The following is a 15,987-nucleotide window of genomic DNA, read 5'->3' as shown; positions in this document are numbered from 1 at the left end:
GCCTCTGGCACCCGTTTTGTTTTCACTGAAATTACTGTCTGACAGTTTCAACCACATCAATCCAGCCGTGACCGGTGCTCACTTCGCTGCCGTGTAACCAGCGGCGCAGCATATTCATCGCCATCATCGCTACCACCTTCTGGCGCGTCTCCAGGTTATGACGACCGGTGCTGAACTTCACGCGCTGACCAAAGCCGCCATCCGGCGTATGTAACGCTACCGAAATCGTTTCCTGTTCCAGGCTGCCAACAGAAAGCGCCAGCGCTGCCTGCTGCTGTGCGGCAAGTTCGCGGGTGCGCGTCACCTGCTGCTCCAGCGTCTCCTGCGTTGATGGCAGAATGTCAGCGCCCCGCAACGGCACGCTGGCGGCAGCCAGCTGCCAGTAAAGCAGCCCGGCGGTGTATTGCTCACTGACCGCCAGCTGCTCGCCACGCTGCGTCAGCTCGCGTGCCAGCAGCGCCGGTAACCCTTCCGTGCCTTCAAAGATAGTGCACTCCGCCAGTAACAGACGCACCTGCTGCCACACCTGCTCCATCGCGACACGCTGACTGGCCGGGCCGGTCAGTTTGATCTCAATGATCGGCATCGACGAGCGATAGCCCATCACCACACCTTCCGGCAGCGCCAGCGGCTCCAGCTCAGCGGCAATATCACTTTCACCGCGACCAAAGGTGGTCAGTCGCAGACAAATCGGCGGTTCGGGCGGCGAGAATTTTGCTTTCAGACGGGGAATGATCTGCTGCTCCACCATCACCTTAAATTCAGATGGCACGCCAGGCGTGAAGAATATCCAGCAGCGGTTGAGTTGCAGGGCAAAGCCACAGGCGGTTCCAACCGGATTATCAATCAGCTCCGCATTGGCCGGAATTTCAGCCTGCTTGCGATTGCTGGCGGCCATCACCCGGCCACGGCTGGCGAACCAGGCTTCCATTTGTGCCAGCCAGTCCTGCTGCATCTCCAGTTCAACCCCACAGGCGCGAGCGGCTGCCAGCGCGCTGAGATCGTCACTGGTGGGACCCAGGCCGCCATTCACAATCAACACGTCGGCCTCATGGCTTCGTGTCTGCAGGGTGTCGATGAGCGATTCCAGTGAATCCCCAACCGTGGTTCGGCTGGTCATGGGCAAACCTTGCTGGAATAAAATATCAGCCAGCCAGGCGGCATTGGTATCGACGATTTGGCCATGCAGCACCTCATCCCCGGTAGACAGCATCTCAATTCTAATCACGTCCGGTTCTCCTTTTCACGTTTATTTAACTGTATGAAGTCCACCTGCGAAACACAATCTGTGTGACCCGTGTTTGTTACTGGTTTATCTAAAGCAGCACGTTGCGCATAAAAATGAATGAGGGCGAAGCAGGCTCAACAGAAGTGAATCAATGAGGGGTTGAGAAAAGAATAAAAAAACGGCGGGATTTCCCCGCCGCAGGTTTACTGCTGTCGTCTGTTACCGCGCTACATCAGCGAATCGCAATTAGCGACGCGCCAGCAGCAGGCCGAGAACCAGGCCCGCGGTTGCACCAATACCTACGCCCTGCCACGGTTTTTCGTGCACGTAATCGTCTGCACGGTATGCCGCTTGTTTAGCGCGATAGTAGTAACTGTCGGACGCCTGGCTGACACGGGATTTAACATCGTTCAGCGCCTGTTCAGCTTTGCTTTTAAGCTCAATGTATTTCTGATCGGCCGGATCGCCTGATGCCTTAAGCACTTCTTCCAGGGTTTCGGTCAGTAACGCAATATCGTCATCGAGGCCCGATTCGAATTGATTTGTCTGATTTACCATCATTTCCTCCGTGTGAATTGCAAAGCAGTTCATTAACTATAGCCATAATCTGGCGCTCTGCTGATTTCCTGCTCCAGGAATCACCTGATTTTTCATCTGTTAATCTTACTCAGTGCAGGCGGTGCGCCGCTTCGTTGCGCAAAGAAGTGTAAGACGCAGCGGCAACCGCCGAATTTCGCTTCGCTTCTTTGATTAATCTGATAAATTTTGTCGTGACTGAATTTTCCAGTAACCCTACTGTCGTACCCCTCTGTTGCCTGTGATTATCGGGCCATGAAAGTGCATGTTGCACAACAGTCACGACACCCTCGAACAGCTAAGGAATGATCTCTGGCATGAATCGAAGAATGTTTATGAAAGCGTCAATGGCCTTCTCTGCCGTCAGCGGCATGACCGGCCTGTCAACGCTGTTTGCGCAATCCGCATGGGCAGAAGATGGCATTGCTGACGGAACCGCCGTACGCTTCGATTTCGACGTATTGAAGAAAAACGCGGCTGCGCTGGCGAAGAAACCCTGGGGCGGTGCACCAGGTGCACTGCCGGAGACGCTGGCCACACTGACCCCACAGGCGTACAACGAAATTCAGTATGACGCCAACCACTCACTCTGGAATAACCTGCCCGATCGTCAGCTGGACGTGCAGTTCTTCCACGTCGGCATGGGCTTCAAGCGGCGCATCCGCATGTTCTCTGTTGACGGCGAGAGCCGTCAGGCACGCGAAATTCACTTCCGCCCTGAGCTGTTCAACTATAACGACGCGAAGGTTGATACTAAGCAGCTGGAGGGCAAAACTGACCTCGGCTTTGCCGGTTTCCGCGCATTCAAAAAACCGGAACTGGCCCGTCGCGACATCGTATCCTTCCTTGGCGCAAGTTACTTCCGTGCGGTAGACGATACTTACCAGTATGGCCTCTCGGCGCGTGGTGTCGCGATCAACACCTTCAGCAATGGCCAGGAAGAGTTCCCCGATTTCACCGCCTTCTGGTTTGAAACGCCGAAAGCGGAAGATACCACCTTTACCTGCTACGCCCTGCTGGATGGCGCCAGTGTGACGGGTGCCTATAAGTTCATCATCCACTGCGAAGAGAAACGCGTGGTGATGGAGGTGGAAAACCACCTGTTCGCCCGTAAAGAGATTCGTCAGATTGGCATCTCGCCAATGACCAGTATGTTCAGCTGCGGCACCAACGAGCGCCGCATGTGCAACACCTACCATCCGCAGATCCACGACTCCGATCGTCTGGCGATGTGGACCGGTAAAGGCGAATGGATCGCCCGCCCACTGAATAATCCGCAGCGTCTGCAGTTCAACGCCTATGAAGATGAGAATCCGCGAGGCTTCGGCCTGCTGCAGTTGAATCACGACTTCAAGGATTATCAGGATGTGATTGGCTGGTATGACAAACGTCCGAGCCTGTGGGTTGAGCCGGTCGGCAAGTGGGGCAAAGGCGCGATTAACCTGATGGAGATCCCGACCACCGGTGAAACGCTGGATAACGTGGTCTGCTTCTGGCAACCGGCTGAGCCGGTGAAAGCGGGTAGCGAGCTGAATTTCTCCTACAAGCTTTACTGGAGTGGTCTGCCGCCAGTGCGAAGCGGTCTGGCACGTGTGGATGCGACCCGTACCGGTATCGGTGGTTTCCCGGAAGGCTGGGCGCCTGGCGAACACTTCCCGGAAACCTGGTGCCGCCGCTTCGCCATCGATTTTATTGGTGGTGATCTGCAGGCTGCTGCGCCGAAAGGCATTGAGCCGGTGATTACCGTTTCATCCGGCAGCGTGAAGCAGGTTGAAATTCTGTATGTCGATCCGCTCAAAGGATACCGCATCCTGTTTGACTGGTATCCGAACAGCGATTCCACCCAGCCGGTAGAGATGCGTCTGTTCCTGCGCAGCAAGGATGAGACGCTGAGTGAAACCTGGCTTTATCAGTATTTCCCGCCTGCGCCGGATCAGCGCAAATATGTCGATGACCGTCAGATGACGGTGGGTTGATGGAATAAAGCGAGGCTCAGGCCTCGCTTTTTTTATGGCGCATTCTTCAGCATATCGACGTGCGGAATGCCATCTTCCAGATAGTTTTCCCCCACCGCCACAAAGCCGTGCTGCCCATAGAAGTTTTCAAGATGCGCCTGCGCAGAGAGAAATATGTCACGGCCTGGCCAGTGCTGCTGACAACTGCTGATCGCCTGTTCCATCAGACGATTGCCCAGACGCGCACCGCGCACCCGATCTGAAACAATGACCCGTCCAATTTTCACCGGGCTGGTTTCATCTTCCGGGGAAAGAAGTCGCGCATAAGCCACCAGCTGATCATCCACCGTGCCCAGCAGATGCCTGTTTTCGGCCTGTAAATCTTTGCCATCCACATCAAGGTAAGCACACTGTTGCTCCACCACAAACACCTCACTGCGCAACGCCAGCAGCGCATAGAGTTCCGGGGCGGTAAGTTCGCTATGGTGTTTATCCTGCCAGTCAATGTTCATGGTCTCTCCTTACTAAACCAGACACTCTACATCAGCACGAGGTCGTCAGCACCAGCTGGTCACCTCATCTGACAGACAAAAAAAATCAGGCCCGGAGGCCTGATTCATTATTCGCAGTTATCAGCTTACATCAGTGGCTGAGCCATCTGGACCAGTCTGATGAGCGGCTGCGGGTAAACCCCTAACAGCAGTACCAGAATGGCAGAAATCAGAACCACGACACCACCGGCGGTGAATGCCCAGTTAGCCGGGGTATCACGGGTGTGCAGTTCTGGCGGGCTGAGGTAGAGACTTACCGTTACGCGCAGATAGTAGTAAAGGCCAATCGCACTGCCCGCTACTACCGCACCGGTCAGCCACCACAGATGCGCACTGACGCCTGAAGCAATCACGTAGAATTTACCGATAAAGCCCAGCGTCATCGGGATACCGGCCAGTGACAGCATCATCACTGTCATGACCGCTGACAGGATAGGACGATGCCAGAACAGACCGCGATAAGAGTAGAGTGAATCTGCATCCGGGCCACGATACGGGCTGGACATCAGACTCACCACACCAAAGGCACCCAGGCTGCTGAACAGATAACCGGCCAGGTAAACACCGGAAGTTTCCAGCGACAGCTGATGATCTTTCACTGCAATCAGCGCGACCAGCAGATAACCGAGGTGGGCGATAGAGGAGTAACCCAGCAGACGCTTGATGTTGCTCTGCGAAATCGCCATCAGGTTACCGAACAGAATCGACACAAAGGCGATCATGGCCAGCACGGTGCGCACCGCTTCGCTGTCGGTCACCGGCGCGTACATAAACAGACGCATGATGACACCGAAGATCGCAATCTTGCTGGCTGTCGCCAGGAAGGTTGAAACCGGCGCAGGCGCACCCTGATACACATCGGGCGTCCAGAGATGGAACGGAACCAGTGAAAGTTTGAAGCCCAGGCCGATGATCATCATGCCCAGACCCACCAGCAGCAATGGCTCATGGATCATGCTGTCAGTCAGGCTCTGACCCAGCGCAACAAAGCTCAGGTTACCGGAGTCGGCGTAGATAAGCGCAATACCAAACAGCAGGAACGATGAGGCCGCCGCAGACAGAATGGTGTATTTCAGTGCGGCTTCCAGCGAACGTTTCTGGCGGAAAGCGTAGCCAATCAGACCAAACAGCGGCAGCGACAACAGCTCAATGCCGATGAAGAGCGAGGCCAGATGGTTAGCACTGGCCAGCACGATGCCACCGAGGGCCGCAATCAGCACCAGCAGATAGAACTCATCTTTGTTGTCCGGGTAACCCGCCAGCCATGGATAGGCAAAGGTACAGGTCGCCAGACTCGCCAGCATCACCAGCGCGGTATAGAACATCGAATAGCCATCGACGCGCAGCAGCGGCGTGACATCCATCGCCCCGACCTGACCGACAAAGTAGAGCGAGAGCAGCGCCAGGTTCAGGCCAACTACCGTTAGCGTGGCGTTAACGAAGTGGTTGCGTCGCCAGGCAATGGACAGCATCACAACCACCACCGTCAATCCGACGATTAACAGCGGTAGTAACGCAATCAATTGGTGAGGAGTTATTGTCATGGCGAATTACGGCCTTGTAGTTGAAATTGAAGCGGTAAACCACTGCTGAATATTGCTCATGGCAGCGTGCGAAGTATCCAGAATCGGCTGTGGATAGACGCCCAGCAGCACCAGCAGCACCACCAGAACACCGATGGTCATGAACTCGCGCGGCGACATGCCTGGCAGCGGATCTTTCGATTTCGCTTCGCCATAGTAAGCGCGCTGCATCATCACCAGCGAGTAAATCGAGGCGAACACCAGACCAAAGGTCGCGATGATGATAATCATCGGCACCACCTCGAAGCTGCCGGTCAGAATCATAAATTCGCCGACGAAGTTACCCGTACCCGGCATACCGAGGTTGGCGACAGCAAAGAAGAGCGACAGACCCGGAATCCATTTGATGCGCGACCACAGACCACCCATCTGACGCATATCACGGGTATGCAGACGCTCATACAGCTGACCACACAGAATGAAGAGTGCCGCTGCGGACAGACCGTGTGCAATCATCTGAATCACCGCACCCTGCAGCGCCAGCTGGCTGCCGGTGTAGATAGCAATCAGCACAAAGCCCATGTGCGAAATCGAGGTATACGCGATCAGACGTTTGATATCGGTCTGCGAGAAGGCCATCCAGGCACCGTAGAAGATCCCAATGATGCCTAACCACATAGCGATTGGCGCAAACTCTGCTGACGCGTTCGGGAACAGCGGCAGACTGAAACGCAGTAAGCCATAAGCCGCGGTTTTCAGCAGGATACCTGCCAGGTCAACAGAACCCGCAGTCGGCGCCTGACTGTGCGCATCCGGCAGCCAGCCATGTAACGGCACTACCGGCATCTTCACCGCAAAGGCGATAAAGAAGCCCAGCATCAGCAGATATTCAACACCGCTCGACATTGGCGTCTTCAGAAGCTGTTCATAGTTGAACGTCCAGACACCGGTCGCGTTGTAGTGGACAAACACCAGACCCAGGATCGCAATCAGCATCACCAGACCGGAAGCCTGGGTGTAGATGAAGAACTTAGTCGCAGCGGAGATGCGGGTTTTGCCGTCAGACGCTTTATGACCCCAGAGCGCGATGAGGAAGTACATCGGCACCAGCATCATTTCCCAGAAGAAGAAGAACAGGAACATGTCGATGGAGAGGAACACACCGATTACGCCGCCCAGGATCCACATCAGGTTCAGATGGAAGAAACCCTGATACTTTGAAATCTCATTCCATGAACAGAGCACCGCCATCAGACCGAGCAGGCCTGTCAGCACTACCATCAGCAGCGACAGGCCATCAATGGCTAAATGGAAGCTGATGCCGAAGCGTGGGATCCACGGAACGGAGAAACTTGACTGCCACTGCGGAATGCCCGCTGCCTGCGTCAGTGAATAGCCTCCCTGCAACCAGAGTTGCAGCGAAAGCGCCAACGTCAGCCCCATGGTGATCAGCGCGATCCAGCGTGGCACCTTCGCGCCAAGGCGCTCAGTGAGCCAGCAGATCAGACCGCCGACGAAGGGTATGATAATTAGCCAAGGTAATAACACGGCACACTTCCCTTTTCTTTGTCTTAGTTCGGGCTATCTTACTTGCCAGTTTGATTCCCGGCAGTGCTCGCAATCCTCACATACCTCGGTATGCTCCGGTTGCTGCGCGCTGGCGGTAACCAGACTGGCTGCGACGATAACGCCCTTGCTCAGGACAATTTTTGACATTCTCAATGGGCAGATTAACTAACCTGCCCCGCTCATCAATCTTTAAATCACCAGCAGCAGAGCCAGCACCAGTACGGCACCCAGGCTCATTGACGCAACGTACCAGCGCAGGTAGCCGTTCTCACTGACAACCAGGCCTTTGTTGGCAATGCGTGACAGCAGCGCAGGCAGGTTCATCAGACCATTCAGTGGGTCGCGCTTCAGCAGCCACGCAATGCCCAGGTAGGGTTTAACGAACACTTTATCGTAGAGCCAGTCGAAGCCCCAGGCCGCAAACCACCAGGTGCCGAAGAAGCGGCCTGGCGCACTGTTTGCGATACGGGTAACCAGCTCACGTTTGCCCAGCCACAGCGCAGCAGCGATCAGAATGCCGACAATCGCTACGACGCCCGAGGTGATTTCCAGTCCCACTTTGCCCGCTTCACCAAACTCACTGGCTGGCAATACACCCGCCAGCGGTGGCGTAATCAGCGCACCAATGAAGGTAGAGAGCAGCAGCAGTACAATCAGCGGCAGATGATGGGTAATGCCTTTACCGGCGTGCGCATGAATTTTCTCTTCGCCGTGGAACACGATGAAGATCATGCGGAAGGTGTAGATAGAGGTCAGGAACGCCCCTACCAGACCCGCAACCATCAGGTTGATGTGACCGTTAGCCAGTGCGCCGAACAGAATCTCATCTTTACTGTAGAAGCCCGCCGTAATCAGCGGCAGTGCCGCCAGCGCCGCGCCGCCAACCAGGAAGCAGGTGTAGACCAGCGGAATGCTCTTACGCAGGCCACCCATTTTGAAGATGTTCTGTTCGTGATGGCAGGCCAGAATCACTGAACCCGAAGAGAGGAACAGTAACGCTTTAAAGAAGGCGTGCGTCATCAGATGGAAAATCGCCGCATCCCACGCCTGAACACCCAACGCCAGGAACATGTAACCAATCTGGCTCATGGTGGAGTAAGCGAGAACACGTTTGATGTCGGTCTGTACCAGCGCGGCAAAGCCCGCCAGCACCAGGGTAATTGCCCCGACGATGCCGACCAGATGCAGCACTTCCGGCGTCAGCAGGAAGAGACCGTGGCTGCGGGCAATCAGGTAAACACCCGCTGTTACCATGGTCGCGGCGTGGATCAGTGCTGAAACCGGTGTCGGACCGGCCATCGCATCAGCCAGCCAGGTCTGCAACGGCAACTGTGCCGATTTACCGACCGCGCCACCCAGCAGCATCAGCGTTGCCCACTGCAGCATATGGTTGTCTGCGGCAAAGTGCGCCGGCGCCAGTTCCATCATCTCGCGGAAGTTCAGCGTGCCCAGCTCGTTGTAGAGAATGAACAGGCCGAATGCCAGGAATACGTCGCCCACGCGGGTGATGATAAAGGCTTTCATCGCCGCTTTGCCGTTTTCCGGATTGCTGTAGTAGAAGCCGATCAGCAGATAAGAGCAGAGCCCTACCCCTTCCCAGCCCAGATACATCAGCATCAGGTTATCGGCCAGCACCAGAACAACCATGCTGGCGATAAACAGGTTGGTATAGGCGAAGAAGCGGGAGTAGCCCTCTTCTCCACGCATATACCAGGAGGCGAACATATGAATGAAGAAGCCAACACCGGTGACGACTGACAGCATGGTCAGAGACAGGCCATCCAGCGTCAGGTTCACTTTCATGTCGAAGTTGCCGACATGCATCCAGGTCCAGAGTGACTGGGTATAGGCTTGCTGACCACTGGCGAAGAACTCGAATCCGAGCATCACTGTAGTCAATGCTGCCAGACCCACCGATCCCATACCTACCGTGGCCGACAGGTTCTCAGACCAGCGACCGCGGGAAAACGCTAACAGCAGAAAGCCTATCAGCGGAAACAAGACAGTTAAATAGAGAAGATTCATCCGCGCATCTCGCTCACAGTATCAATGTTCAGCGTCTGACGACGACGATAGAGCTGAAGCAGCAGCGCCAGACCAATACTGGCTTCCGCTGCCGCCAGGCTGATCGCCAGGATATACATCACCTGTCCATCGGCCTGACCCCAGTAGCTCCCGGCAACCACCAGAGCTAAGGCGGCGGCGTTGATCATGATTTCAAGGCCGATCAGCATAAACAGCAGATTGCGGCGTATCACCAGCGACGTCAGTCCAAGGACAAACAGCACGGCAGCAAGAATCAATCCATGTTGTAACGGGATCATGCGTTCTCCTTTTTCACCTGAGCGGCGTCAGCATTACGGTTACTCAGGACTTCGCCCTGACGCTCTTCACGACCGATATGGAACGCCACAACCAGACCTGCCAGCAGGAGCATAGAAGCCAGTTCAACCGCCAGTACATAAGGACCAAACAGGCTGATGCCGACCGCTTTGGCGTCGATGATGGTGCCATCAATGCCCTGGTCATTCGCCGTCAGGATGGCGTAAATCATCACCACCAGCAGCAGCAACGAGACGATGCCGGGACCAATCCACAATGACGGGCTAAGCCACTCACGCTCCTGCTTCTCCGTCTGCTTGCCCAGGTTCAGCATCATAACGACGAAGACGAACAGCACCATGATGGCGCCAGCGTAGACGATGATCTCCAGCGCACCCGCAAAATAGGCACCCATAGAGAAGAAAACGCCCGCGATCGATAACAGCGAAACGATCAGGTACAGCAACGCATGTACCGGATTAGTGTGGGTGATGACGCGCAACGTCGTCAGCACCGCCACCAGTCCGCAAAGATAAAACGCAAATTCCATGCCTTGCTCCTTAAGGTAATAAGCCTTTGACGTCGATAGGCTTGGCTTCGTTTTCCGCTTCGCCCTTATCTTTACCGTCAATCGCCATACCTGCCATGCGGTAGAAGTTGTACTCCGGATATTTACCCGGTCCCGAAATCAGCAGATCGTCCTTTTCATACACCAGATCCTGACGCTTAAACTCACCCAGTTCGAAATCCGGGGTAAGCTGAATCGCGGTGGTCGGACAGGCTTCTTCACACATTCCGCAGAAAATACAGCGTGAGAAGTTGATGCGGAAGAACTCCGGGTACCAGCGGCCATCTTTGGTCTCGGCTTTCTGCAGTGAAATACAGCCAACCGGACAGGCAACCGCACACAGGTTACAGGCGACGCAACGCTCCTGACCATCCGGATCGCGGGTTAACACGATACGGCCACGATAGCGTGGCGGCAGATAAACCGGCTCTTCCGGGTACATCTGCGTTTCACGTTTGGCAAAGGCGTGCAGCCCTATCAGCCAGATACTGCGAACTGTCGTGCCAAAGCCTACGACAATATCTTTCAAAGTCATTTGTTAACCCCTTACGGCGCTGTGTAGAGAATCACTGCGGCAGTCGCCAGCAGGTTCAACAGCGTCAACGGCAGACACACTTTCCAGCCGAATGACAGCACCTGGTCGTAGCGTGGACGCGGAAGCGCAGCACGAATCAGGATGAACATCATCATAAAGAACGCCGTTTTCAGGGCGAACCAGATGAACGGCGGCAGGAAAGGTCCGTGCCAGCCACCAAAGAACAGCGTTACGATCAGCGCTGAAACGGTGGTAATCGCCACATATTCGCCGACAAAGAACAGGCCAAACTTCATGCCGGCATATTCAATGTGATAACCATCTGCCAGTTCCTGCTCCGCTTCTGGCTGGTCAAAGGGATGACGGTGACACACCGCCACGCCAGCAATACAGAAGGTTACGAAACCAAAGAACTGCGGAATGATGTTCCACAGGTGCGTCTGGCTGTTGACGATATCGTTCATGTTGAACGAGCCCGCCTGCGCCACCACACCCATCAGCGACAGACCCAGGAACACTTCGTAGCTCAGCGTCTGCGCCGAGGCGCGCATCGCACCCAGCAGCGAGTATTTGTTGTTACTCGACCAGCCAGCAAACAGCACGGCGTAGACCGCAAGGCCCGCCATCATCAGGAAGAACAGCAGACCGATATTCAGGTCTGTCACCATCCAGGTTGGCGACACTGGCACGATAGCAAAGGCCAGCAGCAGAGAAACAAAGGCAATAACCGGCGCAAGGGTAAAGATAAAGCGGTCGGTAAATGGCGGAACCCAGTCCTCTTTAAAGAACATTTTGATCATGTCCGCAACCAGCTGGAGCGAGCCGCCCCAGCCGACGCGGTTAGGTCCGTAACGGTTCTGGAACAGGCCGAGCAGACGACGCTCGGCGAAGCTCATGAACGCGCCGCAGGCCACAACCACCAGCAGAATCACAATGGCTTTAACAATGGCCAGCAGAATGTCGATAACGTCCGGTGTTAACCAGCTCATTGCGCCGCCTCCTGCAGAGTGTCGATTTTACCGTTCGCCAGGAATGGCGGAACGCCCGGCATACCCAGCGGCAGACCAATCTGACCCGCCTGCAGTGACGCCGAGAAACGGACCGGCAGACGCACTGTCTCGCCGGCACAGCTGAATTCAACCGCCGCGCCATTGTTGACGCCCAGCTTCGCTGCATCCTCCGGGTTAATCACCAATGCAGGCTCTGTCATGCGCTGCTGGAAGACCGGTGAACGCTGTGACATCTCTTCGCTACCGAACAACCGGTGGAGAGGCGCCACACGCCACTTCGCATCACTGACAAACGCGGCAGGAACGGTTGTGAACCATGGCAGCTCACTGTTGCTGGCTTCAAACAGGCGTACGCCCGGATCGCCATGACGCAGTTTGCCGCCCACTTCAGCCTGGAACTTGTTCCACGCCTGCGGTGAGTTCCAGCCTGGAACCCAGGCAAACGGAATCTGCGAACGCGGAGCTGATGGCTGGTTGTTCCCTTCCATAGAGAAGGCGAACATGGTGTCCTGGTCCTGCGGCTGACGCGGTTCATGAACGCTGATATTCGCGCGCATCGCAGTACGTCCACTGTTACGTATTGGAGAACGCGCCAGTTTCTGACCACGGATGCGGAAGCTGGCGTCAGGTGCCGCTTCTTTAATACCCGCGAGCTGTGGCAGACGGGTCACCACGGCATCGATCACGTGATCGAGCTGCGTCCAGTCCACGTGACGGCTTTCCAGCGTGCTGTGCAGCGAGTGCAGCCAGCGCCAGCTTTCCAGCATCACAACGTTGCTGTCGTAATAGGCAGGATCGTAAACCTGGAAGAAACGCTGGGCGCGGCCTTCATGGTTAATCGAGGTACCATCACTTTCAGCGAAGCTGGCGGTCGATAACACCAGACCCGCTTTCTCCAGCGTGGCTGTACGCTGATGATCAACAACAATCACGTTCGTGGTCTGCGCCAGGGCTGCATCCACCACGGCTTTTGGTGCGTGACGATAGAGGTCATTTTCCAGCACCACCAGCGCATCGGCTTCGCCGTTGCTCAGTTGCTCCAGCGCATGCTCCAGCGGATTACCGCCGATCATGCCCAGACCGATGCTGTTGGCGTGACCCGCCAGCAGAGTAATGCCGACATCTGCGCCGCGTGCCTTCAGGGCTTTCGCCACGTTCGCTGCGGCTTCAATGACTGCGCTGCTGCCTGAGTGAGTACCGGAGATGATTAATGGCTTTTTCGCGCCGGCCAGCGCCTGAACGACAACATCCATTTTCCCGTTGAGCTTGCTGTCGAAATCGGTCACTGCCGGAGCAGATTCATCCAGTGCACTGGCGATAGCGAAGCCGAGGCGCGCCTGATCTTCAACCGGCGCACGATAGCTCCATGCCGCGATATCATCCAGACGGGTTTCATCAACATGGGTAACGAACAGAGGATGCTTCGCGTTCTGACCGATGTTCATAATGGCGGCGATCTGCCAGTCTGCGACTTTCTGCGCAGCGGCCATATCACGCGCTTTGCCTTTCACCGCCTGACGGACAGAGAGTGCCACGCGCGCGCCAACCTGTGTAAGGTCTTCACCCAGCACCAGCACCGCATCATAGCTTTCAATTTCACGCAGCGATGGCGTATAGACACCGCTTTCGCGCAGGACTTTGAGCATCAGTTCAAGACGGGCCTGCTCGTCCGCTGGCATACCGGTTGAGAAGTTCTCTGCTCCCACCAGTTCACGCAGGGCGAAGTTACTTTCAACGCTGGCGCGCGGCGAGCCGATACCGATCACTTTCTTCGCCTGACGCAGCAAATCTGCACCGGCATTGACTGCCTGCTCTGCGTTCAGCGTAACCCAGTCATTGCCGCGCAGCAGCATCGGCTGGCGTGGACGATCTTTGCGGTTCACGTAGCCATAGCCAAAGCGGCCACGGTCACACAGGAAGTAGTGGTTTACGGTGCCGTTATAGCGGTTTTCAATACGACGCAACTCACCATAACGCTCACCCGGGCTGGTGTTACAGCCGACACTGCACTGCTGGCAGATGCTCGGCGCAAACTGCATATCCCATTTGCGGTTATAGCGTTCAGAGTGAGTTTTATCCGTGAAGACGCCGGTCGGGCAGATTTCAACCAGGTTGCCAGAGAACTCGCTTTCCAGCGTGCCATCTTCCGGGCGACCAAAGTAGACGTTGTCATGCGCACCGTAGACACCCAGATCTTTGCCATCGGCATAATCTTTGTAGTAACGCACACAGCGGTAACAGGCGATACAGCGGTTCATCTCGTGGGAGATGAACGGACCGAGATCCTGATTACGGTGAGTACGTTTGGTGAAGCGATAGCGGCGGAAGCTGTGGCCAGTCATTACTGTCATATCCTGCAGGTGACAGTTACCGCCCTCTTCGCACACCGGACAGTCGTGCGGGTGGTTGGTCATCAGCCACTCCACCACGCTTTCGCGGAACTCTTTCGCTTCGCCATCATCGATGGAGATGAATGTGCCGTCAGAGGCCGGTGTCATGCAGGACATGACAAGACGGCCGCGGGTATCTTCGGCATTCTGGAATTGCTTTACCGCACACTGGCGGCAGGCCCCAACGCTTCCCAGCGCCGGATGCCAGCAAAAGTAAGGAATATCAAGGCCCAGAGAGAGACATGCCTGTAGCAGGTTGTCCGCTCCGTTCACATCATACTCTTTACCGTCTACATGAATTGTAGCCATAGTGACATGCTTCCGTAAGGCTCGTCAGAGACGAGCGTTAATCATATTCTTGCCCCGACGCACGACATTGTCGGGGCGGCGGCACCAGGCCTGTTCCGTTTTTTGGTGAATTACCAGCGCGCTTTCAGCAGGTTTGGCTGGATCCCGCCAATGGCTCGGGTATTACCAAACACCTGCGGCGCCATACCGGCTTCAAACTCTTCACGGAAATATTTAATCGCACTCTGCAGCGGCTCAACCGCACCCGGCGCATGCGCACAGAAGGTTTTACCCGGGCCAAGCTGACGGCAGAGTTGCAGTAAGGTTTCAATATCGCCTGGCTGGCCCTGTTTCTGCTCCAGCGCACGCAGAATTTTCACGCTCCACGGCAGACCGTCACGACACGGAGTACACCAGCCGCACGACTCACGGGCAAAGAACTCTTCCAGGTTACGCACCAGGGAAACCATGTTGATCTCGTGATCAACGGCCATTGCCAGCGCCGTACCCAGACGACTGCCCGCTTTGCCAATGCTGGCAAATTCCATCGGCAGATCCAGGTGCTGGTCGGTCAGGAAGTCAGTCCCTGCGCCGCCGGGCTGCCAGGCCTTGAACTTCAGTCCGTCACGCATGCCGCCTGCATAATCTTCCAGGATCTCACGGGCGGTGATACCGAATGGCAGCTCCCAGACGCCGGGATTTTTAACCCGTCCGGAAAAACCCATCATTTTGGTACCGGCATCTTCGCTTTTAGAGATGTTTTTGTACCACTCCACACCGTTGGCCAGAATCGCCGGCACGTTCGAGAGGGTCTCTACGTTGTTCACGCAGGTCGGTTTGCCCCACGCGCCCGCACTCGCCGGGAATGGCGGCTTGGAACGCGGGTTAGCACGACGGCCTTCCAGTGAGTTAATCAGTGCCGTCTCTTCGCCGCAGATATAACGCCCTGCGCCGGTATGGACGATCAGCTCAAAGTCGAAGCCGGTACCGAGAATATTTTTACCGAGATAGCCCGCTTCCGTGGCTTCAGCAATCGCACGACGCAGATGCACCGCCGCTTCAATGTATTCGCCACGTAAGAAGATGTAGCCACGGTAGGCCTTTAGCGCAAAGGCGCTGATCAGCATGCCTTCCACCAGCTGGTGAGGCATCTGCTCCATCAGCAGGCGGTCTTTATAGGTGCCTGGCTCCATTTCATCGGCGTTACACAGCAGGTAACGGATGTTCATCGACTCATCTTTCGGCATCAGGCTCCACTTCAGACCGGTAGAGAAGCCTGCACCGCCGCGCCCTTTCAGGCCGGAGTCTTTGACTGCCGCGACAATTTCATCCTGTGACATGCTTTTCAGCGCTTTTTCCGCACCGGCATAGCCGTTCTTGCTGCGATATTCATCTAGCCAGACAGGTTGCTTGTCGTCACGCATCCGCCAGGTGAGCGGATGGGTTTCAGCAGTACGAATGATCTGTTTGAT

13 protein-coding genes are annotated in these 15,987 nt (G+C 55.9%); 1 reads left to right on the top strand and 12 read right to left on the bottom strand.

Annotation, left to right across the window (positions count from 1 at the left end; genetic code table 11):
- Positions 1–31: 31 nt before the first annotated feature.
- Together NP77_RS08315 and elaB are read right to left on the bottom strand one after the other, a co-directional pair.
- Positions 32–1,228, bottom strand: a complete 1,197-nt coding sequence (locus tag NP77_RS08315) for a nicotinamide mononucleotide deamidase-related protein YfaY (protein ID WP_008926467.1) — start codon at positions 1,226–1,228, stop codon at positions 32–34.
- Positions 1,229–1,474: 246 nt separating this feature from the next.
- Positions 1,475–1,786, bottom strand: a complete 312-nt coding sequence (elaB, locus tag NP77_RS08310; RefSeq protein ID WP_003854223.1) for a stress response protein ElaB — start codon at positions 1,784–1,786, stop codon at positions 1,475–1,477.
- Positions 1,787–2,121: 335 nt separating this feature from the next.
- On the opposite strand from elaB, the gene NP77_RS08305 reads away from it, so the two are divergent.
- The gene (locus NP77_RS08305) at positions 2,122–3,780 is read left to right on the top strand and encodes a glucan biosynthesis protein D (protein ID WP_008926468.1); all 1,659 of its coding nucleotides are present in this window, start codon (positions 2,122–2,124) and stop codon (positions 3,778–3,780) included.
- Between the two features lie 32 nt (positions 3,781–3,812).
- Here NP77_RS08305 and NP77_RS08300 read toward each other — a convergent pair whose 3' ends face one another.
- From NP77_RS08300 to nuoF, 10 genes are all read right to left on the bottom strand, one after another.
- Complete coding sequence (locus tag NP77_RS08300) at positions 3,813–4,271, bottom strand: GNAT family N-acetyltransferase (RefSeq protein WP_003854228.1); 459 nt, start codon at positions 4,269–4,271, stop codon at positions 3,813–3,815.
- A 125-nt stretch (positions 4,272–4,396) separates the two neighbouring features.
- Positions 4,397–5,854, bottom strand: coding sequence for an NADH-quinone oxidoreductase subunit NuoN (gene nuoN / locus NP77_RS08295; protein WP_003854230.1), 1,458 nt, complete (start codon positions 5,852–5,854; stop codon positions 4,397–4,399).
- A 6-nt stretch (positions 5,855–5,860) separates the two neighbouring features.
- Positions 5,861–7,381 carry an NADH-quinone oxidoreductase subunit M gene (nuoM, locus tag NP77_RS08290; RefSeq protein WP_039659736.1) on the bottom strand — a complete coding sequence of 507 codons (1,521 nt, stop codon included), beginning with the start codon at positions 7,379–7,381 and terminating at the stop codon, positions 5,861–5,863.
- Positions 7,382–7,591: 210 nt separating this feature from the next.
- Positions 7,592–9,427 carry an NADH-quinone oxidoreductase subunit L gene (gene nuoL, locus NP77_RS08285; protein WP_003854234.1) on the bottom strand — a complete coding sequence of 612 codons (1,836 nt, stop codon included), beginning with the start codon at positions 9,425–9,427 and terminating at the stop codon, positions 7,592–7,594.
- Positions 9,424–9,726: an NADH-quinone oxidoreductase subunit NuoK gene (gene nuoK, locus NP77_RS08280; RefSeq protein WP_003854236.1), complete on the bottom strand. Its 303-nt coding sequence runs from the start codon at positions 9,724–9,726 to the stop codon at positions 9,424–9,426. Before nuoK ends, nuoL begins: the two co-directional genes overlap by 4 nt.
- Positions 9,723–10,274, bottom strand: a complete 552-nt coding sequence (gene nuoJ, locus NP77_RS08275; protein WP_003854237.1) for an NADH-quinone oxidoreductase subunit J — start codon at positions 10,272–10,274, stop codon at positions 9,723–9,725. The genes nuoK and nuoJ overlap by 4 nt, the downstream gene beginning before the upstream one ends.
- Positions 10,275–10,284: 10 nt before the next feature.
- The gene (nuoI, locus tag NP77_RS08270; protein WP_003854239.1) at positions 10,285–10,827 is read right to left on the bottom strand and encodes an NADH-quinone oxidoreductase subunit NuoI; all 543 of its coding nucleotides are present in this window, start codon (positions 10,825–10,827) and stop codon (positions 10,285–10,287) included.
- A gap of 11 nt (positions 10,828–10,838) precedes the next feature.
- Positions 10,839–11,816, bottom strand: a complete 978-nt coding sequence (gene nuoH / locus NP77_RS08265; RefSeq protein WP_003854240.1) for an NADH-quinone oxidoreductase subunit NuoH — start codon at positions 11,814–11,816, stop codon at positions 10,839–10,841.
- Positions 11,813–14,536: an NADH-quinone oxidoreductase subunit NuoG gene (gene nuoG / locus NP77_RS08260; RefSeq protein WP_039659734.1), complete on the bottom strand. Its 2,724-nt coding sequence runs from the start codon at positions 14,534–14,536 to the stop codon at positions 11,813–11,815. The genes nuoH and nuoG overlap by 4 nt, the downstream gene beginning before the upstream one ends.
- Positions 14,537–14,646: 110 nt before the next feature.
- Positions 14,647–15,987, bottom strand: coding sequence for an NADH-quinone oxidoreductase subunit NuoF (nuoF, locus tag NP77_RS08255; protein WP_175501446.1), 1,341 nt, complete (start codon positions 15,985–15,987; stop codon positions 14,647–14,649).

Origin of the sequence: Pantoea sp. MBLJ3, assembly GCF_000816655.1 — a bacterium.
Lineage (GTDB): Bacteria > Pseudomonadota > Gammaproteobacteria > Enterobacterales > Enterobacteriaceae > Pantoea > Pantoea eucalypti.
This window is presented reverse-complemented; position numbering and strand designations above follow the sequence as displayed.